This window comes from Tessaracoccus massiliensis (assembly GCF_000826065.2).
Taxonomy (GTDB): domain Bacteria; phylum Actinomycetota; class Actinomycetes; order Propionibacteriales; family Propionibacteriaceae; genus Arachnia; species Arachnia massiliensis_A.
In genome coordinates this window covers 562,680-582,483 of record NZ_LN623541.1, presented here as the reverse complement: position 1 = coordinate 582,483, position 19,804 = coordinate 562,680, and the positions used below count along the sequence as shown (strand labels likewise).

Genomic DNA, 19,804 nt, shown 5'->3' with positions numbered 1-19,804 from the left:
GCGATGGTATGTCGACCTCGGGGTTATGCTGACCGACGTCCTGGGAGCGCTGTCCTTGTGGGAGTCGGCGCCTGAGCCGGTCAACATAACCGTGCGGGGTTCAGCGGTTCTTGAGGAACGCGATGAGAGCGTCGGAGGCTTGGTAGCGAGCTGGTGGCCGCTCATCGACGGCGGGAACGCGTTCCAGGGTTCGGCGTTTGAGTTCGAGGTCGGCGTGGAGGTAGATCTGCGTGGTCTGGATGTTCGAGTGCCCGAGCCAGAGCGCGATGCTCGCGGTGTCGATCCCGGCATGCAGCAGGCTCATTGCGCAGGTGTGCCGCAGCGTGTGCGGGGTGACGTTCTTCCCGGCCAGCGAAGAACACCGGCCGGCCGCGGCAGCGGTATGACGGGCGATGAGCTTGCCGACCGCAGCCCTGGTCAGCGGCGTCCCGGCGTGCGTCGGGAACAGTGGCCCGTCCGGTGTGGACGGAAGCTCGCTGAGCCAGGCGGTGAGGAGTTGGACGGTGTTCTTCTGGAGCGGGATCACGCGTTGCTTGCGGCCCTTGCCGATGCATTCGAGCTGGCTGTGCGGGCCGATCTGGATGCTGTCGATGTGCAGGCTGGTCAGCTCGCTGACGCGCAACCCGGTTTGGATGCCCAGGTGCAGCAGGAGCCGGTCTCGGCGCCCGAGCCAGGTCCGGGTGTCCGGGGCTGCGATGAGGGCTTCGGCCTCGGCAGCGGTCAGGAACGACACGAGGGTGGTCTTCGTGCGTTTCGCGGGGATCGCGAGGACTTGGCTGATCGTTGCGATCGCGTCGGGTGCCCGGTAGCTGGCGTAGCTGAAGAACGACCGCAGTGCGGCCCGGCGGGCGTTGCGGGTCGCGGCGGAGTTGCCGCGCTCGGTTTCCAGATGCTGGAGGAATCCGCCGATCAGGTCCGCGTCCAGATCGGCCAGGGTCAACGCTGATGGGGCGATCCCGGTGGCCTGCTGGGCGTAGGTCAGCAGGAGCCGGAACGTGTCGGCGTAGGCGGCTTTCGTGTGCGGGCTGGCGTTCAGGTGCCGGTCGAGCTTGTCGGTGAAGAACCGTTGCAGCAGCGGCGCGAGGTCACTCATCGCCGGCCCCGTTCGCTTGGATGCGTTCGGCGAGGGCCGCTGCCAGTTCCGGGGTGTTCGACAGATACCAGTAGGTCGCTTCCGGGCCGACGTGTCCGAGGAACGCCGACAGGACCGGCATCATCTGATCGACATCACCACCAACACGGATGTGCTCGATCAGGGTGGTCGTGGCGAACGTGTGCCGGAAGTCGTGCAACCTCGCCGCCGGTCCGGTCGGACCACCGGCCAGCCCGGCTGCCTCGCGGATCTCGCGGAACGTGTTTCCCGCGGTCGAGCGGGCGATCCGGGTGCCGCGCCTGGCGACGAACACCGCTGTCGTGGCCGGGGTAGGGAACGTCCGATCCCGGAGCCGCTGGTATCGGCGGATCGCGTCCATCGTGGACTTGTGCAGCGGGACGAGCCTGGACTTGCCGAACTTCGTGTCGGTCACCTTGGCCCAGCCGCTGCCATCACTGGCGTCCTCGTCGGTGGTGATGTCGTCGTCGTTGAGGTTGCGGGCCTCGCTGATCCGCATCCCGGTCACCGTCAGCAGCCCGAGCAGTGTTTGCCAGGACGCGGCCCGGACCTGCGGGGTCAGCCTCCCCGCCGCGGCGAGCAGCGTGTCGATCTGGTCGCTGGTGAAGATCAGCGGGCGAGGGCGATGAGCGCCGTAGGGGCGCCCGTCGAGGATCGGGACCTCGGTCGCGGGGTCGAACCAGGCGACGTGCTCGGCGAACTGGCGGACGTAGTTCAACCGCTCCAGCACCGTGCCGCGAGAGAACTGCGCCGCCCACGCGGTCGCCAGGTCGCGACGGATCGTGGGCTCGCCGGCCTCTTCCATCCAGCCCACGAACCCGTCCAGCGCCTTGCCCGGCGCGGTCAGCTTGAACCCGAGTGCCCGCCGGGTCGCCAGGTAGTCGTCCAGGAGGTCGCGTAGGCCGTTCATCGTGACCACCTGCCCGATGCCGCTGCCGGCCACTCGGTGGCCAGTGCGCTCAGCCGGTTCTTGTCGACCTTGGTGTAGTTCGCGGTCGTGCGCAGGTGGGCGTGGCGTAGCAGCCCTTGAACCTCTTGCAGCGTCGCCCCGGAGGCGAGCATCCCGGTCGCGAACGTGTGCCGCAGCCGGTGCGGGCCGAACTTCTCCACCCCAGCCTTGACGCAGATCTGCCGGATCGTCCCGCAGACACCGTTCGCGGTCAGCGGCTGGACCGGGTCGATCACGGTCCAGAACACTTCCTCGCCAGCAGTCCGGCCGCCGCGGCCGTGGAGCACGTAGTCCTCCAACGCCTGCCCCACATCCTCGGACAGCGGCAACTCGTCAACCCTGTCGCCCTTCCCACAGACGCGCAGGGTTCCGGTGCGCCAGCCGATGTCGTCCAACCGCAGGCCGGCGATCTCGCAGGCCCGCAGGCCCAGACCGGACAACAGCAGCAGGATCGCCCGGTCGCGCATCCCCTTCGCCGACCGCAGATCGAGAGTGCCGAACAACGCCTCGATCGTCCCGGCCGGGACCGGGTCAGGGATCGACGAGAGCCGCCATGCCGCCGCGTGAGGCACGACCCCGGAGAAGTCCTGCCCGGTCCGCCCTGACCGGTGGCAGAACTGCAGGAACGAGCGCAGCATCACCAGCTGCTTGCTCAGGGTCGATGCCTTCAGCCCGCGTGCCGCTTCCAGGTTCACCCACTGCGTCAGCATCGCCGCGGTCAGCGTCTTCAGCGACTGATCGACCGGCGCGGGAAGCCACTCCACGAACCCCGCGACGCGGGCGGTGTAGGCAGCAGCGGTGCCCTCTTGCGTGGACCGCTCCCGCAGCAGCCACGCTTCGAACTCATCCAGCACGTCCCGCGTGTCGGCGCGGCGCTGATCACGATGAATCACCATCTTGGTCCTCCTGACCCGAAGCCAGGCGATCCCAGCGATCGCCTGGTCAGATCAAGCGAACCCCGACTCGGACGCTCATCGTTATGTTGACCGGATCAGGGCCCAACCCGCGCTGGAGCACGCTCCCCAGGACGCCGGTCAACATAACCCCGAGGTCGACATACCATCGCCCGCAGCCTCCTCGAGGCCGGCGGATTCAAACCCCGACTACACCCTCGATTGTGAAGAGCCGGTTTGCTGCTGTTCCTCGGTGAACGTGATGGTGGGCGTTTCTTCGATCTGGCTCGATGTGTCGGGCTGCGCGTCGTCCTCATCGTTGTTCTGGTTGGCGAGCACGAGCCACATGATGAGGCCTGCGAGAATCGCGGCTGCTGCGATGCAGCCGATGATGATGAGCGTGAGTCGCTTGCGGTCAATCATGGTGTGGTGCTCCTTAGAACGTAAAGCCAGCGGCGGTGAGGATGGGGAGGGGATCAACGGCGGTGCCATTTAAGTGCACCTCGAAGTGCAGGTGACAACCGGTGCTGTAGCCCGAGCTGCCAGTGAGCGCGATTTGGTCTCCGGCTTTGACCTTCTGCCCTGCAGAAACCATGATTTCGTTTGTGTAGCTGTGGACGTACCAAGTCACGAGGCCTTCGCCGTGGTCAATCTCGATAATCATTCCTCCGCCGCCGCCGTCGAATACGCGGCTTACTTCGCCGTCTCGGGCTGCCCAGATGGGGCCGCCGCATCCTCCGGCTTCAAGGTCAATGCCGTAGTGGAATGGCTGTGTCGGCCCGGCCGGGGTCTGGATGACTTCGCGAGGCCCAAAGCCTCCGTTGAGGGGGCCGTTACCGGGTCGCGCCCATCCGTCGAGACCGATTTCGCCGGGAATGCCTGGGATCGTTTCGCAGCTCCCGCTGCCGCTAAGCAGGCTCGAATCGAGGCCTGACAGTGCAGCGACCACGGCGGTTGCGGGCACCCAGTAAATCTCGTAGTGGAACGGGTCTTGGTTGACCTGCACCTTGTGAGCTACGAGCGTCGGGGCGAGGCTCTGACGCTCGGCCTCGGGCACCTTCTGAATCATGGCGTCGAAGAACTTGCCCGCTGAAATGTAGGGGTCGAGCCGGTCTTCGAGTGTGCCCCAGTTGTCGCGCTGTTGGAACAGGCCTCGGCTATCCGGGCCTGCGGCGTCACCGTGCTCGAGTACCTGCAAGCTCGACTCACCCATAGCGGTCATGACGCCGATGGTCTGATCGCGCACGCTCAGGCCGCGATCTTGGGCGGCCTGGATGATGTGTGCGGCGTTCACCAGTTGCTCATGGCCGTATCCCGAAATGCTGATGGCGGGCACCTTGCTGGGGTCGATACGGCCGCCTGTGTTGAAGCTGCACGCGGCGGCGCTGGCGGGTGCGAAGAATGCCAGTAGGGCAATGATGAGCAGCACCACGGCGAGCACTGCTGACACAATCGTGATGATCGGTGTCGAAGTGGCGACGGCCGCAACGGCCGCGACGATGGTACGCAGCGCGTTCGCTGCGGCGGCGGCCGCGCGGGCCTGAGCTGCGGCAAACCGGGTGATCGACGTGCCTGTGCTCGCGGTGGTCTTGGCGGCCTTCGCTGCGGCGGCGCGCTTCTGCGACGCCACGATGCCGCCCTTGACGGCCTTCCCTGTGAGCTGGCCGCCCGAACGCACGCCTCGGCCCGCGGTCTTGGCTGTGGCGGCGGTGCCTCGCTTCGCGCCTGCGAGAGCGACATTCTCGCCCTCGCGGGTAGCGAGGTCTACCGCGTCCTCGTCGCCGTCAGCCGTCTTGGCGGTGGTGGCCGCAAGCGCGGTGCCCTTCACAACACTGTCGCCCGCGCCCTTCGCAGCTCCCGCGCCTGCTTTGCCTGCGGCCTTCGCAGTGCCGCGCATTCCGCGGCCGAGCGCTCCGCCGCTCGTGCCGGTGGGCGCGTCCGTGGGATCATCGCCACCGATGATCTGCACCGAGCGCTTATTGAGCGAGAGCCGCGCGAGGTTGTCGGATGCTTCACCCTGCGGGTTGGAGCTGCGAAGGCCTTTCATTGGGGGTTACCTCTCTCCGAATGACGTTGAGAACAGCTTGTACAGTGCTGAATCGGTCGGGATGCGACCGTCCATCGGGATCACCGCATTACCTGAGCGCATGAGGCCGTGGCCTGGTTGTACATTCGTGAAGAATCGGCGCTGCTCTTCGGAGAAGTGCAGCAGCTCGCACAAACTGTCGGCGTCAGTTGCGTTCTGGCCCAGCAGCAGCAGGAAGTCACAGTTAGCGAGCATCAGGCGTGCGTCCTGGTTTGCCAGCAGCTCTTCGATGTTCTGCGTGATGCCGGTGGGGATCAGCCCCCACTTGCGCGCACGCTTGTACAGGCCGCGGAAGTAATCCGCGCTGTACTTGTTCGAGAACAGCAGGTGGAACTCATCAATGTAGAGCCAGGTGCGGCGGCCCTCGGCACGGTTGCGAGCTACGCGGTTCCAAATCTGATCGAGAATGACCATCATGCCGAACGTGCGCAGCTCGTTACCGAGCTTGGAAATATCCCACGACACAAGCCGGTTTGCCGGGTTGACGTTCGTGCGGTTCGAGAATCCGCCGAGCGAGCCAATCGTGTAGATTTCGAGCATTCGCGCCAGCTCGCGGCCTGCGTCTTCGCCGCTCTGTGCGAGTGCTTCGCGCAGCTCCACCAGGGTAGGCATTGGCCCGCCTTCGGCGGCGTACTTCCTGTAGAGCGTGAGGGTGCTGCGGTCTGCGACTGAACGCTGCTCGGGCGTCAGTCCAGCCTTGCCGCCCACGAGCGCTTCGAGCATGGTCAGCACGAACTCGCACTTGGCGTTGATCGGGTCGTCTTCGCCGGTCGTGAAGTTGAGCTCAATATCCATCGGGTTCACGCGCTGCTCACTGCCCGCGTGAATACGGATGACTTCGCCGCCGAATGCCTCGATGAGCGGTTCGTACTCGTGCTCGGGGTCGATCACGATTACGTCATCGTCTGGGCGGCTCAGGAGCACGTTCGTAATCTCCATCTTGCCGCTCTGCGACTTACCCGAGCCACTAGTGCCGAGAATAAAGCCGTTGCCGTTAGTGGTACGGGTACGGTCAGCCACGAGCGCGTTGCTGCTCTGTGCGTTCACGCCGTACCAGTTGCCACCGGGAACGAACAGCTCTTGCGTGGTGAAGGGCACGATGATTGCGGCTCCGGCTGTGGTCAGCGTGCGTCGCATGGGGATACGGCGGCGGCCGATAGGCAGCTCGGTCGTCAGGCCGTCGAGCTGCATGTAGGTTGCGACCTCGGCGGTGCAGCTCTGCTTGCGAATCACGGTCATCACGCGCTTCACGTTCTGTTCCAGCTTCTCGCGTGACGTGGCGCTCACTCCCATAACCATGACCGTTGAGAACAGTTTTTGGTTCGAGCTGCGCAGCTCATCGCGGAGGCCTTGGGCCTCTTCGAGATTGTCCTTGACGGCGCGCGGGATCATTTCTTTATCGATGCCCTGCTTCGTCGCGCGCTTCTGCTCGGTGATCTTCTGCATTTCAAGCTCTGCGATCTGCCGCTGCACAAGACTCATGCCCTCGACCTGTTCGAGGGGTTCAAGGTGCAGCGAGATAGTCAGGTCGCACTTGATTTCGGTCAGCTCTGAGATGAGCCGATCAGACAGCCACACGGGGTAATCGCGCATCCAAAGCACGGTGTGGTAAGTGTCTCCCGAGCCGTTGCGGAGGATGAGCGGGCCGTTCTTGTCCTTGGCGTCAATCTCCCAGGGCGCGACGAAATCGGCGGTCGCAAGCTTGCGGTTCGGCTCGAACTCGTCTTCGTTGAATGTGAACAGTTCGTGTGGTCGCAGAATGTGGCTGAACACTTCGAGGCGCTCGGCTCGGTTGAGCCGGTGCACCTGGCACCCGTCCATGCCTTGCAGCGCTGCCTCGGCCTCGTGGAAGATGCGTGTGAGGGTCGTTTCAGCCTTTTCGAGGTCGCTTTCTTGCACGGTGACGGTCAGGTACTTCTCCGTGACCGTGTTACCGCTGGCGGCCGCGAGCTTGTCGCGCACGATTCGGTTGAAGTCGGTGCGGAAGAAATCGAACTCGTCGCCTCGCAGCGGCTTTTGCACAAGCTGGCTCACGTCGGCGTCATCGAGCACGCGGTTCACGATGGTTTCCTGTACGCGGGTGCCTGCACCGTAGCTGTTCAGGAATCGTGCCCAGCGGTCAACGATGCTCGTCTGCTGGTCTTCGGCGGCTGCGACATAGTTGATGTCGCTAATGCCCAGTGTCATCGACCATTCATCTTCACCGAGCCAGGCGACGCCGCTGGGCATGATCGCTTCGTAGCCCAGTATGTCGCGGGTGCGCTTCGGCGCGGCCTTGTAGCCGGTGGGGCCAGCGTTATCGCTGCCAGACTTCCGGGCCTTGCGGTTGCGGCGCTCTCCGGGCTTTGCCAGGGCGGCGGCGCGCTGCTTCCGCTTGCGGGTGTTCCGTGATCGTTTTGCGGAGCTTCCGTGCTGCGGCTCGGCGCTGCTTGGCGCTTCGGTTTCGGCTGGTCGGCTCGGCAGGTTCGCCGGGCGCGACAGGTACGGGTTCTCCTGCGGAGTCGTTACCGGGCTGGGGTTCGAAGGTGTCTGCATAGCTAATCGTCTTTCTCATCAGGTGGTGGCGGAGGAAGAATCCGAGGTACTGCTCGGGTTTGAGGCCCATAGGTCTCCACCAGCCCCATATGGCTGCTGGGATGAGCAACGGGAACATGACGTACATGCCGACCGTCGTTGCTTGTTCCATCGTCTGACCGATGCCCATGAGTCCTATGGTGACTCCGGCGAACGCGCCGCCGCCGATGCCAACCATGAACGCGAGTGCGGCGATCTGTCGCCAGGTGCGCCCAAACATCGGTTTGGGTTCGTAGGCGGCGATCTCCTTGTAGACCTTCATTTCAAGTGCCATGACTTAGCCCTCTCCGATGACCTTCTTGGCGAGGCCATTTGCACCGAACAGTAGGAAGATGAGCACGATGGGCGCGACGAAGAATTGGCCGAAGTTGCCAAAGATGAAGCCGACCATATCGCCGTCGTAGGTGCCGATATTGCCGAGCCAGCCCCCGAGTAGGGCTTGATACATCTTCACGGCGACAACGATGATGACGCCCGTGAACGCGACGCTCGCGAAGCCTTTGAGATAGCCAATGCCGATGCTCTTGGTGTCGTCATGCCCGAGGAACGCGAGCGGCAGGCTCGCGAACGCGGTGAGCAGGTACATCTGCAAGAACCGGATGAACACAAGCACAATGGCGATCACCGCGGCGATCTTCTGCACCACCCACGGCAAGAAAAGAATGACGATCATGCCGAACTTCTCCATGCTGCCGAGGTCATCGAGGTCGTCGCGCATCGCATCGCCCATCAGGGCGGCGTCTCCGCCGCCTGTGCCCACGTCCACCGAGTTCGCGGTGTTCGTGATCGAGGTAGCGATAGATGCGATTGCTTCGAGCAGCAGCACTGCGTTCTGTGCGACCACAAACACCAGAGCGATCTTGAACATGGTGGCGGCAATGATCCGCACGCCCAGCTCACGGTCGCCCTCAGCCCTCGTGCTCGTGGTCGCGAGCATCAGAACGAACATGATGCTGAGCACGATGGATGTGATGGGCTTCACCGCTGTGCTGTGGATCGTGAGCGCCGCCGAATAGAGGTCTGCGTTATAGACCTCCGGCGACAGCAACAAGTCATTGGTAGCCATCCCAGCGCCCTCGCTGAGGTGGTTGAGCATGGCTACCAGCCAGTCAGTGATATCCATTGCGGTGCCTTACTAGGTGTGATGTCCAGGGACGTTGTTCTGGCCCCCGCCCGTAATGACACCGTGCCGATTCAAGAAGTATTTGTCCAGACCGCTTGCCATTGAAGGCATGTTAGAGTTTGGGGCATGTCGAGTCCCGAATCAGACAGGTCAGGGGTTGTCGGTCACACCGCCAGCCCCTTGAACCACTAGTTACGACGCCCACGATCTGTGTGGGCGTATGTCTGGCGTACCCGGGGCGCTGGCCGTGGTGACAAGAAGAACCATTTCTTGATCTCACACCTCGGAGTACTCGATGCCTTTTGCCCTTTACATGCTTGCCCTGGCGGTCTTCGTCATGGGCACTTCAGAATTCATGCTCGCGGGATTGCTCCCCGCGATCGCGACCGAACTTGACGTCTCGGTCGGCACTGCGGGCCTGCTGACCTCCGCATTCGCAGTCGGTATGGTCGTCGGCGCGCCAGTGATGGCGGCATTCGCTCGCCGTTGGCCACCGCGGCTCACATTGATCGTTTGCCTTCTCGTGTTCGCGGGAAGCCACGTCATCGGAGCGATGACACCAGTGTTCTCTCTCCTGCTCATCACCCGGGTGCTCAGCGCTCTCGCAAACGCAGGATTCCTCGCCGTAGCACTGAGCACGGCCACTACCCTCGTGCCAGCGAACCAGAAGGGGCGTGCACTGTCGATCCTGCTCTCCGGCACGACGATCGCAACCGTCGTGGGCGTCCCCGCCGGGGCACTGCTCGGCACAGCGCTGGGCTGGCGAACGACGTTCTGGGCGATCGCCATCCTCTGTATTCCCGCGGCCGTTGGAGTCATTCGTGGCGTCACGAACAATGTTGGTCGGAGCGAGACTAGCGCGACCTCACCAAGGCTCCGTGTCGAGCTCAGCCAGTTGGCGACGCCGCGGCTCATCCTGGCCATGGCACTCGGAGCGCTGATCAACGGAGGGACCTTTGCGGCATTCACCTTCCTGGCACCCATCGTGACCGAGACCGCGGGCTTGGCCGAAGCGTGGGTGTCCGTCGCGCTGGTGATGTTCGGCATCGGATCGTTCCTTGGCGTCACGATCGCAGGACGACTATCAGATCAACGACCTGGCCTCGTGCTCGCAGTCGGCGGACCGCTATTGCTGACAGGCTGGATCGTGTTGGCAGTGGTCGCATCTCATCCCGTTGCGCTTATCGTCCTCGTCCTCGTTCAGGGATTCCTGTCGTTCGGCGTCGGCAGTACTCTGATCACGCGTGTGCTGTATGCAGCATCGGGTGCGCCAACGATGGGCGGTTCGTACGCAACCGCAGCATTGAATATCGGAGCTGCAGCGGGGCCCGTGCTTGGTGCGCTCGGGCTCGCGACCGGGCTGGGGCTGCTCGCGCCGGTTTGGGTCGCTTCGGTGCTGACAGCGATCGCTCTCGTCATCATGCTTCTCACCAGACGCGCGCTTACGAAGACCGCGGCGGAGGCCAATTGATGACCCATCCGAACGCTCTTCTCACTCCTCGTGCCCGTCTCCGGTTAGCTCGGCTGATTGTCGAAGACGGCTATCCGGCCACGATCGCCGCAAAGATGTTCATGGTCTCCCCGATCACTGCCCGGAAATGGGCAGGCCGCTACCGGGAAGAGGGTGAGTTTGGGATGCAGGATCGCTCCAGCAAGCCGCACCGGATCCCAGGCAGGACGCCCGAGCATGTCAAGAAGAAGATCATCAACCTGCGCTGGCGGCTTCGACTGGGGCCAGCCCAGATCGCTGCGCGACTTGGTCTCTCGACGTCGACTGTTCACGCGGTCCTCGTCCGTTGCCGCGTGAACCGCCTCTCGCATATCGATCGTGTCACTGGCGAGCCATTGCGGCGATATGAGCATCCTCATCCGGGATCGTTGATTCATGTCGATGTCACGAAGTTCGGCAACATCCCCGACGGCGGTGGACATCGTTACGTAGGTCGGCAGCAAGGCGCACGGAACAAGCTCGCGACTCCGGGATTACCACGAGGAAAAGATCACAAGCCGCGCACCGGGACGGCGTTCGTTCACACAGTCATCGATGACCACTCCCGCGTCGCATACGCAGAAATCTGGTCGGATGAGCAGGCGAGCACAGCGGTGGGAGTTCTCGAACGCGCCGTGGCCTGGTTCGCCGAACGAGGCGTGACCGTCGAGCGAGTCCTATCCGACAACGGGTCGGCATACAGATCCCACGCATGGAGGGACTTCTGCGCTCGGCTCGGCATCCGACACAAGCGGACACGCCCCTACCGGCCGCAGACGAACGGGAAGATCGAGCGATTCCACCGCACGCTCGGGGACGGCTGGGCCTATGCCAGGTTTTACGGTTCAGAGGCCGAACGACGCCTGGCGCTGCCCGGCTGGCTCCACTTCTACAACCACCACCGACACCACTCTGCGATTGGCGGCGTACCCTTCGACCGACTCAACAACGTCCCTGGACATCACATCTAGGAACCTAACCTACGGTCGCGTAGGGTTGGGCTATGACCGCATCGGGCCTTGTGGCCCAGCCAACGGCTAACACACCCTCGGTGGTGAAGCGAGCGCTCATCGGATTCGGGAAGGGCGCCCGCAAGGTGGCAGAAGCCCTTGCCACACCGCTTGTTCCTGAAGACTTTCTCGATCTCCTCGACCCTCTCCGCTCCGGCGCGGATCTGCGCGGCCGCGTCGTCGACGTGAGCCGCGAGACTGAGGGCGCCACCACCGTCACCATCCGCCCCGGCCGCGGTTGGAGGACCCACCGCCCCGGCCAGTACACGCGCATCGGCATCGACGTCGACGGTGTGCGGCTTTGGCGCGCCTACTCCATCACGAGCCCCGTGGGCGGCGACACCTTCACCATCACGGTGCGCGCCATCCCCGGTGGCCTGGTCAGCGGGCACATCCTGCGGCACCTCCGCCCGGGCACGGTCATCCACCTCGACCAGGCCGTCGGCGACTTCATCCTCCCGCACGCCCCACCCCCGGCCGCACTGTTCCTCACCGCAGGTTCCGGCCTCACCCCGGTGATGGGCATGCTCCGCAACAGGCCGCTCCCGGCCGACATCGTCGTCGTCCATTCGGCCCCCACCGAGGCCGACGCCCTCTTCCTCCGCGAACTCCGTGCCCTGCACCGGGCCGGCACCATCCGCCTCGTCACCAGATTCACCACCACTGAGGGCATCCTCACCCCCGATCAGCTCGACGACGTCGTGCCAGATTGGCGCGACCGCCACACCTGGGCCTGCGGCCCCACCGCCCTCCTCGACGACGCCGAGGCCCACTGGGCTGAGCACGGGCTCGCCGAGCGGTTGCACACCGAGCGGTTCCGCGCCGTCGTGCACGCCGTCGGCGACGGCGGCACGGTGCAGTTCGAGACCTCCGGCGTGACCACCGAGGCCGACGCGGCCACAACCCTCCTCGACGCAGGGGAGGACGCCGGGGTGCTGATGCCGTCGGGCTGCCGCATGGGCATCTGCTTCAACTGTGTGCTGCCGCTCACCGACGGCAGCGTCCGCGACCTCCGCACCGGCGAGGTCACCACCGCCAACGACCACGACCCCGTCTCCATCCAAACCTGTGTGTCGGCTGCTGCCGGCGCGTGCCGTCTCTCCATCTGAGGTTCCACCATGACCGCAACCGCCATTCGTTCCAACCGCATCACCACCAGCACGCCGCAGGCCCGCGCCGAGACGTCGGCCACCGGCAAAGCCAACCCCATCGCGCACCTGACCCCGGAGCAGATCGAGGCCATCGGCCGCGAGCTCGATGAGCTGCGCGACGAGATCCTGGGCAGTCGCGGCGCGGCCGACGCCGCCTACATCCGCAAGGTGATCCGCACTCAGCGGATCCTCGAAGCCGGCAGCCGCATCGTGCTGCTGTTCTCCAAGTTCCCGCCCGCGTTCATCGCCGGCACCACCGGGCTCACGGTGGCCAAGATCATCGAGAACACAGAGATCGGCCACAACATCCTGCACGGCCAGTGGGACTGGATGCGCGACAAGAAGATCCATTCCAGCACCTGGGAGTGGGATTTCGCCTCCCCTGCGGAGCAGTGGAAGCGCAGCCACAACGTGGAGCACCACACCTACACCAACGTGGTGGGCATGGACAACGACCTGGGCTACAACATCATGCGCGTCGACCCGGATCAGGAGTGGGAGTTCAAGCACCTGCTCCAGCCCGTCACCAACTTCTTCACCATGCTGTTCTTCGAGTACGGCATCGCCGCCTACGACATGCAGATCAAGGAGTGGAAGGAAGGCAAGCGCCCCCACGACGAGTTCCTGGCTGACCTGAAGAACATGCTCACCAAGCTCAGCAAGCAGGTGACCAAGGACTACGTGGTGCACCCACTGCTCTCCGGCCGCTCTGCGTTGACGACGCTGGCCGCCAACGCCATCGCCAACACGCTGCGCAACGTGTGGACACACTCGGTGATCCTGTGCGGGCACCTGCCGGAGGGCGTGGAGACGTTCGAGACAGAATCCATCGAGGGGGAGACCCGCGGCGAGTGGTACCTGCGCCAGATGCTGGGCTCTGCCAACATCACCGGCTCGAAGCTGATGCACCTCATGAGCGGCAACCTGAGCCACCAGGTCGAACACCACCTGTTCCCGGACATGCCCAGCAACCGGTACGCCGAGATCGCCCCCCGCATCCGGGAGATCATGGAACGCCACGGGCTGAAGTACGTCTCCGGCCCGCTGCACCAGCAGGTGGCCTCCGCGTGGAAGAAGGTGTTCCGCTACTCGCTGCCCAACAAGCGCACCGGGTCGAGCCGCCTGCGTGAGGTAGCCACCGCTGCCCGCGAGGCCGTGGGCGACGTGGTGCGCAACACCCGCGGCCTGTGGCGCCCGCGCCCGGCGGCTGTTGCTTCCTAGTTTCCGGCGCGGCTCCCGCCAATTCTGGCCCAACCCGCCCTCTCCGGCGGTGGGGCCTGGCTCCCGAACAACCCGCTGATGAAGCGCGACGGCGCCGGCGACTCCCCCGAGGAGGCCCTTGAATACCTGGAGTTGTGCATCGGCGACGTCGGCCCGGCGTCGAGCATCGAGCGGCGCGAGGCGTTCGTCGACAACGTGGGCGGGTTCGTCGAGCTCGCCGAGCGGCTGGGCATGCAGTTCATCCGCGCCGCGGACTATCCCGATTACTACCCGGAGCTGCCGGGCGGGAAGATCGGCCGGGCCATCGAGTCCAACCGGTCGACGTCAAGCAGATCGACCCCTGGTGGGACAGCTCCCGCGGGCAGGACGGCGTCCCGGCGCCGGTGCTGACCGACGACTTCTGGTTGCTGTCGCGGGCCTGGTCCACCGTCGGCGGCATGGTGCGTGGCGCCAAGTTCGCCGGCCGCGTGGCCGCCATGCTGGTCAAGAGGGAGAAGCAGGTGGCCTCCGGTGGCTTCGACCGCAACGCCCGGATGCGTGAGGAGTTCCAGGGCGTCGACGGCACGTGGACCTCCGGCGCCGACGGTAACCTGGGCGGGCCGATCGAGGCTGCGGAGCGGATCGGCGCGGCCGTCGACCTGATGGATGACGCCTGGTGGGGTGGCTCCATCCCGCCGGTGGGGGAGAGCGGCGCTGCGTTCCTGGTGAGCGAGCGGGCGATGCCGTTCTCGATCATCGTCGACGGCGACGGCAACAGGTTCGCCAACGAGGCGGAGAGCTACGTCGATCTCGGGCACCACATGATCGAGCATCCCTCCGGCGCGCACGGACAGTACTGGATGATCTGTGACGCGCGGCACGGTCGGCGGTACCTGCGCTCGTACGCGCTGGATCCGAAGGTCAACAAGGCGCGCACCGAGGACAAGGCGTCGGTCAAGGCGAGGACGCTCGATGAGTTGGCCGACAAGATCGGCGTGGACAGGGCCAACCTCAAGCTCACGGTGGAGAGGTTCAACGGGTTCGCCCGCACCGGCATCGACCACGACTTCGGCCGCGGCAACTCCGCCTACGACCGCTACTACAGCGATCCCCGCGTGCGCCCCAACCCCAACCTGGGGCCCATCGAGAAGGGCCCGTTCGAGGCCGTCCGTCTCGTACCGGGCGACCTGGGCACCAAGGGCGGCGTGATGACGGACGCCAGCGCCCGCGTGCTGCGCGGCGACGGCTCGGTGATCGTGGGCCTGTACGCCTCGGGCAACTGTTCGGCCTCCGTGATGGGTCGCACGTACCCGGGCCCCGGCTCGACGCTCGGCCCCGCCGTCGTCTTCGGCTACATCGCGGCCAAACACATCGCAGGCGCTGGTTGAGTTGGGCGCAGCGACGGAGTCGCCGGCCCGTGTTGGAGGAGCACGGCCTCCGTGATGTGCGCATATTCGGGTCCATTGCACGAGGCTCCGCATCTCACGACTCGGACGTAGACCTTCTGGTCATGCCTGAACGCTCGACGGGGCTATTGCAGCAGGCGGCAGTCCAAGTGGAGGTTTCGGATCTCCTGGGACTGCCCGTGGACCTAGTTTCTGACGACGCGATTCGGCCCGATCTCCGCGATGTCATCCTGCGCGAGGCAGTCTCGTTGGCGGAGGTGTCTCAAGGACGCTGGCCGACCTAGGCCCGTTGCTCGTCTGCGGAAGCTTCCGGACGGGGTGCAGGCTGCAGATTCGACAACCACTCGTACGAGTCCTGAATGTGTTGGATCATCAGCGCCCGGGCGAGCATCGGTTCCCGGCGATACATCGCGTCGGCGATCCTTGCATGAGCGGCGTCGCTCGTCCGCTTGAGATCCCCGTGTGCCAGGACGTGGTAGTCGGCACCACGGTGATGGATCGTCTCAAGTAGAGCCTGGATCATCGGGTCGTCTGCAGCGCGAATGATGCGTAGATGGAACTCCTGGTCGAGTTCCTCGAAGCGGGGATCCTCTGCCGTCAACTCCGCGACCTGCGCAGCCAGCGCCACCAGTCCTTCAAGCTCCGCATCCGTCATGCGGGAGGTGGCCTGGGCAGTGGCATGACCCTCGAGGATCTGCCGGAGAGGGAACATCTCCAACAGCCGTTCCAGTGGCAGTAACGGGACCACCATGGCCAGACCCGTCATGAGCTTTGCTGCGGACATGTCTGAGACAGTGAGGCGTCCCCCTGCCTGGGAATCGAGGACGCCGACGGCGACCAGCATCTTCTGTGCCTCCCTCAGGGAGCTGCGGGACAAACCGAAACGATTGCACAGTTCGATCTCGCCAGGGAGTCGTTGCCCGGGGGACAGCTCCCCGGTGGCGAGCATCCTGCAGAGCGCCTCTCTGGCCACGTCGACCGCGCTCCCACGCGACGTACCGACATTTTTGTCAGACAAATCGACCCCTGTTCTCAAAAACCTAGCTCGAAAGTGTATTCTTTGTCAGACAATCACGGTTGATTGATAATCACAGGCTAGCCGTACAACGAGGACCGCAGCATGAACGACCCCCTTCCCTGGACGCAGCTCGACGCCCGGCCCATCCCGGCCTGGTACCCGCAGGCCAAGTTCGGGATCTTCATCCACTGGGGGCTGTTCTCCGTCCCCGCCTGGCGTACAGTGTCCGACGAATTGTTCGGCGGCTACGCCGAGTGGTACTACGCATCGGTCTACGGGAACTACCGCAATGCTGATCAGGGGTACCACGAAGCGACATGGGGACAGGACTTCGCCTACCGCGATTTCGCGCCACTCTTCACTGCGGAGCACTTCGATCCGGCCGATTGGGCCGACCTGTTCCGGCGGGCCGGGGCCCGCTACGTCGTCCTCACCTCTAAGCACCACGACGGCTACTGCCTGTGGCCGACCGGCAATCCGCACAAGGCAGGCTGGAACTCAGGCGACGTGGGGCCCAAGCGTGATCTGCTCGGCGACCTGGCTGCCGCAGTTCGCGCTGAAGGCATGAGGATGGGTCTCTATTACTCCATGCCCGAGTGGGAGACCCACCCCAGTCACCGGTGCAACGGCGGGTACTTCATTCCCGAGCGTGACGTGGAGCGATTCGGGATGAATCCCGCGGACTACCCAGAGGAGATCCTCCACGCGCAGTGGAGGGAACTCAACGAGAAGTACCAGCCTTCGGTGATCTACACAGACGGCGGGGAATGGGATCTCGATGAGGACTACACCCGCTCCCGTGAGCTGCTGTCCTGGCTCTACCGGGAGGCGCCCAACCGTGACGAGGTCGTCGTCAATGACCGGATGCACGTCGGCATGCCCGGCCAGCACGGCGACTACTTCTCCACGGAGTACTCCGACATTGAGGGGTACGGCGCTCGCCATCCATGGGAGGAGAGCCGAGGCATCGGACAGTCCTACGGCTACAACCGGGCAGAGACGCTCGATGACTACTCAGATGCAGCCGAACTGCTGGATCTCCTCGTGAGCACCGTCGGTAGAGGCGGGAACCTTCTGCTCAATGTCGGACCGAAGTCGGACGGCACAATCCCGGCCATTCAACGTCAGCGCCTCGAGAAAATCGGGGCCTGGTTGGACGCGAACGGCGAAGCGATCTTTGACACTGAACCTCTCTATCTAGCGCTTGCTGAGGGCGCCTACGCCGTTGAACGCGACGGTGTGGTGTACCTGCTGGCTACCTCCGACGCCCCAGAAGTGGTCGAACTGCCCTGGGCAGTCACCCGCGCTGTCGACGTGGCCACGGGCACACCTTTGGCCACCGAAGGTGCCCGAATCGCTCTTCCCACCCCACGGTCGTTCCCGTGCGCAACGGCGTGCACGGTTGAAGGAAGGAACCTGCCATGAGTGAACAACTCGCTGACCGGTCGTTGCTCGACACCGAGCCCATCCCCGCACCCAGCAAACCCATCCGCTTCTGGCATGCCCTGGTGCCTGTCGCGGTGCTGGTTGTCCTCATCGTCTGGGGCATGATCATCGGCCCGCTGGTGTTCGAGCTGCCCTCCTGGCCGCTCGAGTTCACCTTCTTGTTAGCAGCCGTGGCGACATGGCTGCTCATGTTCGGCCTCGGCTTCAACTTCGAGGCGATTAGCACAGCCATGGCCAGGCGTACCCGCACGGCTCTCCCCGCCATCTGGATGCTGATGGCCATCGGAGTGCTCATCGGCTCCTGGACGGCGGCAGGGACCATCCCGATGCTGGTCCACTACGGCATGCTGATCATCGATCCCAGTTGGATCTATCTCATCGCGTTGTTGCTCACGTCGGTGTTCTCCCTGCTGACGGGAACGTCGTGGGGCTCGGCGGGCACCATCGGTGTGGTGCTGATCAACATCGGCATGGCCACCGATGCGAACCTGGGCCTCCTCGCCGCGGCGATCATCTGTGGCGCATACTTCGGTGACAAGATGTCGCCCCTGTCGGACACGACGAACATGGCCGCTATGGGTGCGGGCGTGCCGCTGTACTCGCACGTGCGGTCCATGGTCAACACGACCGGGCCGTCTTATGTCGTGGCGGTGGTGCTGACGATCGTGTTCGGGATGATGCAGCCGGCGCGGGAAGGCGTGGATGTCAGCACCTTCACGCGCCCCGTGGCCGACGACTTGGCGCGCGCCTTTGATTTCAACATCCTTGTATGGGTGCCGCTGCTGGTGATGCTGGCCGGCGCGTTCCTCCGCAAGGCGCCACTCCCGACGCTGCTCTATTCCGCGGCCTCTGGCGCGATCGTCGCTTTGCTGATCCAAGGCTTCAGTTTCGACAACGTGATCCAGTCCCTGATCAACGGCGTGACCATCGACATGACCGGCGCCGAGATCGGGGAGCAGGCGGTGGCCATCATCGAACGCGGAGGCTTGTATTCCATGGCCAGCGCGGTGCTGATCACCCTGTGTGTCTTCATGTACATCGGCTCCCTCGATCTCATCAATGCGATGGGCCGAGTGGTGGATAGGGCGTTTGGCAAGATCAAGTCGCGCCCAGGCATCATCATTTCGTCGCTGATCAGTTCCGCTTTCGTCAACGGATTCTCGTCCAACCAGTACGCCACAAGCTTCATCATCGGTACAGCTTTCGGGCCGAAGTACGACGAGGCGGGGATTCCGCGCAAGGTGCTCTCCCGTTCCATCGAGGACTACGGCACGTTCATCGAACCGATGCTGCCGTGGACCACCACCGGCGTGTACATGGTGGCCACGCTCGGTGTGGCATACGGTGACTATCTGCCGTACATGTTCCTGCAGTGGGCGAACTTCATCGTTGCTCCGCTGCTCGCCATCACGGGCATCGGCTGCTTCTACGGCGAGGCCAAGCGCCGTCGAGCCAAGCGTGCGGAGAAGGAGGCTGCTGCCAGCCACGAGTAGGGGAGTTCGCCCAATGCCAGCCCCCTTAACGGGGGCCGGCAGTGGGTGCTGATTAGGTACATGGCACATTTGTAGCCAGTTACTACGAAAGGCTCAGATGAACCGCTCTCGCCTCGCCGCTGTGGCCCTCGCCGCCCTCCTGCCCCTCGGTGCGTTCACCGCCTGCTCCGCGGAGACCGCCCCCAGCCCCGCGACCTCCATCCCCCCCCCTTAACGGGGGCCGGCAGTGGGTGCTGATTAGGTACATGGCACATTTGTAGCCAGTTACTACGAAAGGCTCAGATGAACCGCTCTCGCCTCGCCGCTGTGGCCCTCGCCGCCCACGGGCTCGAGGGCAAGAGCGGCCGTGAGATCGTCGAGGCCCTCGACCAAACCGAGACCGCGCGCCCGCTGCCGTTGATGGGGTCGGTGCGCTACGACGAGGTACTCCTCTCAGACGGCACCGTCGAGGAGGCCGTGCCCATCGAGGGCGACGAGTTCTACCTCTCGCTGGCGCCGTACGAGACGTTCACGCACGACTGCTTCTTCCACAACGTGGGCACCTGCCAGGGCGAGCTCGTGGGCGAGGACGTGCACGTGACGATCACCACCGACGACGGCGAGGTGCTCGTCGACGAGGATGCCACCACGTATGCCAACGGCTTCGTCGGCTTCTGGGTGCCGAAGGACGTCAAGGGCACCATCACGGTGGAGAAGGACGGCAAGGTGGCGGAAAGCCCGTTCTCCTCCGACGCCGAGGGTGCCACCTGCGTGACCACCCTCCCCCTCGTTGGTTGAGCCTGCGGGCGCAGCGAGCAGCGCCGAAACCGCGGAACTTTCGTTAGACCCGTCCCTGAGCTGAGCGTCGCCGGCCCC

At 64.5% G+C, this 19,804-nt stretch carries 20 protein-coding genes; 11 read left to right on the top strand and 9 right to left on the bottom strand.

Annotated elements, in window-relative coordinates; all coding sequences use genetic code 11:
• Positions 1 to 100: 100 nt before the first annotated feature.
• From BN1186_RS07005 to BN1186_RS06970, 8 genes are all read right to left on the bottom strand, one after another.
• On the bottom strand, positions 101 to 1,093 hold the full coding sequence (locus BN1186_RS07005; RefSeq protein ID WP_040282704.1) for a tyrosine-type recombinase/integrase: 993 nt from the start codon (positions 1,091 to 1,093) through the stop codon (positions 101 to 103).
• Positions 1,086 to 2,021, bottom strand: coding sequence for a tyrosine-type recombinase/integrase (locus BN1186_RS07000; protein WP_040282820.1), 936 nt, complete (start codon positions 2,019 to 2,021; stop codon positions 1,086 to 1,088). Before BN1186_RS07000 ends, BN1186_RS07005 begins: the two co-directional genes overlap by 8 nt.
• Entirely contained in the window at positions 2,018 to 2,956 is a 939-nt protein-coding gene (locus BN1186_RS06995) for a tyrosine-type recombinase/integrase (RefSeq protein WP_052459764.1), read from the bottom strand. The genes BN1186_RS07000 and BN1186_RS06995 overlap by 4 nt, the downstream gene beginning before the upstream one ends.
• 207 nt (positions 2,957 to 3,163) lie before the next feature.
• Positions 3,164 to 3,376 (bottom strand): hypothetical protein, encoded by a 213-nt coding sequence (locus BN1186_RS06990; protein ID WP_040283360.1) that lies wholly within the window; start codon positions 3,374 to 3,376, stop codon positions 3,164 to 3,166.
• A gap of 13 nt (positions 3,377 to 3,389) precedes the next feature.
• A complete protein-coding gene (locus BN1186_RS16245) occupies positions 3,390 to 5,000 on the bottom strand; it encodes a M23 family metallopeptidase (protein WP_281278443.1) in 1,611 nt (536 codons plus the stop codon).
• A 6-nt stretch (positions 5,001 to 5,006) separates the two neighbouring features.
• Positions 5,007 to 7,286, bottom strand: a complete 2,280-nt coding sequence (locus BN1186_RS06980) for a VirB4-like conjugal transfer ATPase, CD1110 family (protein WP_425471479.1) — start codon at positions 7,284 to 7,286, stop codon at positions 5,007 to 5,009.
• 49 nt (positions 7,287 to 7,335) lie between these two features.
• Complete coding sequence (locus tag BN1186_RS06975) at positions 7,336 to 7,887, bottom strand: PrgI family protein (RefSeq protein WP_082031143.1); 552 nt, start codon at positions 7,885 to 7,887, stop codon at positions 7,336 to 7,338.
• A gap of 3 nt (positions 7,888 to 7,890) precedes the next feature.
• A complete protein-coding gene (locus BN1186_RS06970) occupies positions 7,891 to 8,736 on the bottom strand; it encodes a VirB6/TrbL-like conjugal transfer protein, CD1112 family (RefSeq protein ID WP_082031141.1) in 846 nt (281 codons plus the stop codon).
• Between the two features lie 220 nt (positions 8,737 to 8,956).
• Here BN1186_RS06970 and BN1186_RS16465 point away from each other — a divergent pair, with 220 nt between their 5' ends.
• The 8 genes from BN1186_RS16465 to BN1186_RS16460 all read left to right on the top strand — a co-directional run bounded on the left by BN1186_RS16465 (position 8,957) and on the right by BN1186_RS16460 (position 15,276).
• On the top strand, positions 8,957 to 9,010 hold the full coding sequence (locus tag BN1186_RS16465; RefSeq protein WP_011113070.1) for a chloramphenicol resistance leader peptide: 54 nt from the start codon (positions 8,957 to 8,959) through the stop codon (positions 9,008 to 9,010).
• Between the two features lie 21 nt (positions 9,011 to 9,031).
• Positions 9,032 to 10,207: a chloramphenicol efflux MFS transporter Cmx gene (gene cmx, locus BN1186_RS06955; RefSeq protein ID WP_005297378.1), complete on the top strand. Its 1,176-nt coding sequence runs from the start codon at positions 9,032 to 9,034 to the stop codon at positions 10,205 to 10,207.
• Positions 10,207 to 11,196: an IS481-like element IS5564 family transposase gene (locus BN1186_RS06950; RefSeq protein ID WP_011273866.1), complete on the top strand. Its 990-nt coding sequence runs from the start codon at positions 10,207 to 10,209 to the stop codon at positions 11,194 to 11,196. Before cmx ends, BN1186_RS06950 begins: the two co-directional genes overlap by 1 nt.
• 83 nt (positions 11,197 to 11,279) lie before the next feature.
• Positions 11,280 to 12,344, top strand: a complete 1,065-nt coding sequence (locus BN1186_RS06945; RefSeq protein WP_246043256.1) for a ferredoxin reductase — start codon at positions 11,280 to 11,282, stop codon at positions 12,342 to 12,344.
• A gap of 9 nt (positions 12,345 to 12,353) precedes the next feature.
• Positions 12,354 to 13,607 (top strand): fatty acid desaturase family protein, encoded by a 1,254-nt coding sequence (locus BN1186_RS06940; protein ID WP_139650913.1) that lies wholly within the window; start codon positions 12,354 to 12,356, stop codon positions 13,605 to 13,607.
• 78 nt (positions 13,608 to 13,685) lie between these two features.
• The gene (locus BN1186_RS15730) at positions 13,686 to 13,997 is read left to right on the top strand and encodes a hypothetical protein (protein ID WP_040283357.1); all 312 of its coding nucleotides are present in this window, start codon (positions 13,686 to 13,688) and stop codon (positions 13,995 to 13,997) included.
• A complete protein-coding gene (locus BN1186_RS06935; RefSeq protein ID WP_052459891.1) occupies positions 13,991 to 14,974 on the top strand; it encodes an FAD-binding protein in 984 nt (327 codons plus the stop codon). The genes BN1186_RS15730 and BN1186_RS06935 overlap by 7 nt, the downstream gene beginning before the upstream one ends.
• Positions 14,975 to 15,003: 29 nt before the next feature.
• Complete coding sequence (locus tag BN1186_RS16460) at positions 15,004 to 15,276, top strand: nucleotidyltransferase family protein (protein ID WP_218975415.1); 273 nt, start codon at positions 15,004 to 15,006, stop codon at positions 15,274 to 15,276.
• Here the strand turns inward: BN1186_RS16460 and BN1186_RS06925 are convergent.
• Complete coding sequence (locus BN1186_RS06925; RefSeq protein WP_052459890.1) at positions 15,273 to 15,965, bottom strand: FadR/GntR family transcriptional regulator; 693 nt, start codon at positions 15,963 to 15,965, stop codon at positions 15,273 to 15,275. The genes BN1186_RS16460 and BN1186_RS06925 overlap by 4 nt on opposite strands.
• A 147-nt stretch (positions 15,966 to 16,112) precedes the next feature.
• On the opposite strand from BN1186_RS06925, the gene BN1186_RS06920 reads away from it, so the two are divergent.
• The 3 genes from BN1186_RS06920 to BN1186_RS06910 all read left to right on the top strand — a co-directional run bounded on the left by BN1186_RS06920 (position 16,113) and on the right by BN1186_RS06910 (position 19,726).
• The gene (locus BN1186_RS06920; protein ID WP_052459889.1) at positions 16,113 to 17,435 is read left to right on the top strand and encodes an alpha-L-fucosidase; all 1,323 of its coding nucleotides are present in this window, start codon (positions 16,113 to 16,115) and stop codon (positions 17,433 to 17,435) included.
• Positions 17,432 to 18,949, top strand: coding sequence for a Na+/H+ antiporter NhaC family protein (locus tag BN1186_RS06915; protein ID WP_052459888.1), 1,518 nt, complete (start codon positions 17,432 to 17,434; stop codon positions 18,947 to 18,949). The genes BN1186_RS06920 and BN1186_RS06915 overlap by 4 nt, the downstream gene beginning before the upstream one ends.
• Before the next feature lie 282 nt (positions 18,950 to 19,231).
• Positions 19,232 to 19,726 carry a CueP family metal-binding protein gene (locus BN1186_RS06910; RefSeq protein WP_040283355.1) on the top strand — a complete coding sequence of 165 codons (495 nt, stop codon included), beginning with the start codon at positions 19,232 to 19,234 and terminating at the stop codon, positions 19,724 to 19,726.
• Positions 19,727 to 19,804: the final 78 nt, after the last annotated feature.

Bases quoted from the DNA above. Each gene is read 5' to 3' on its own strand.
- BN1186_RS07005 (WP_040282704.1), bottom strand. From the start codon at position 1,093: ATGAGTGACCTCGCGCCGCTGCTGCAACGGTTCTTCACCGACAAGCTC.
- BN1186_RS07000 (WP_040282820.1), bottom strand. From the start codon at position 2,021: ATGAACGGCCTACGCGACCTCCTGGACGACTACCTGGCGACCCGGCGG.
- BN1186_RS06995 (WP_052459764.1), bottom strand. From the start codon at position 2,956: ATGGTGATTCATCGTGATCAGCGCCGCGCCGACACGCGGGACGTGCTG.
- BN1186_RS06990 (WP_040283360.1), bottom strand. From the start codon at position 3,376: ATGATTGACCGCAAGCGACTCACGCTCATCATCATCGGCTGCATCGCA.
- BN1186_RS16245 (WP_281278443.1), bottom strand. From the start codon at position 5,000: ATGAAAGGCCTTCGCAGCTCCAACCCGCAGGGTGAAGCATCCGACAAC.
- BN1186_RS06975 (WP_082031143.1), bottom strand. From the start codon at position 7,887: ATGGCACTTGAAATGAAGGTCTACAAGGAGATCGCCGCCTACGAACCC.
- BN1186_RS06970 (WP_082031141.1), bottom strand. From the start codon at position 8,736: ATGGATATCACTGACTGGCTGGTAGCCATGCTCAACCACCTCAGCGAG.
- cmx (WP_005297378.1), top strand. From the start codon at position 9,032: ATGCCTTTTGCCCTTTACATGCTTGCCCTGGCGGTCTTCGTCATGGGC.
- BN1186_RS06950 (WP_011273866.1), top strand. From the start codon at position 10,207: ATGACCCATCCGAACGCTCTTCTCACTCCTCGTGCCCGTCTCCGGTTA.
- BN1186_RS06940 (WP_139650913.1), top strand. From the start codon at position 12,354: ATGACCGCAACCGCCATTCGTTCCAACCGCATCACCACCAGCACGCCG.
- BN1186_RS15730 (WP_040283357.1), top strand. From the start codon at position 13,686: ATGAAGCGCGACGGCGCCGGCGACTCCCCCGAGGAGGCCCTTGAATAC.
- BN1186_RS06920 (WP_052459889.1), top strand. From the start codon at position 16,113: ATGAACGACCCCCTTCCCTGGACGCAGCTCGACGCCCGGCCCATCCCG.
- BN1186_RS06915 (WP_052459888.1), top strand. From the start codon at position 17,432: ATGAGTGAACAACTCGCTGACCGGTCGTTGCTCGACACCGAGCCCATC.
- BN1186_RS06910 (WP_040283355.1), top strand. From the start codon at position 19,232: ATGAACCGCTCTCGCCTCGCCGCTGTGGCCCTCGCCGCCCACGGGCTC.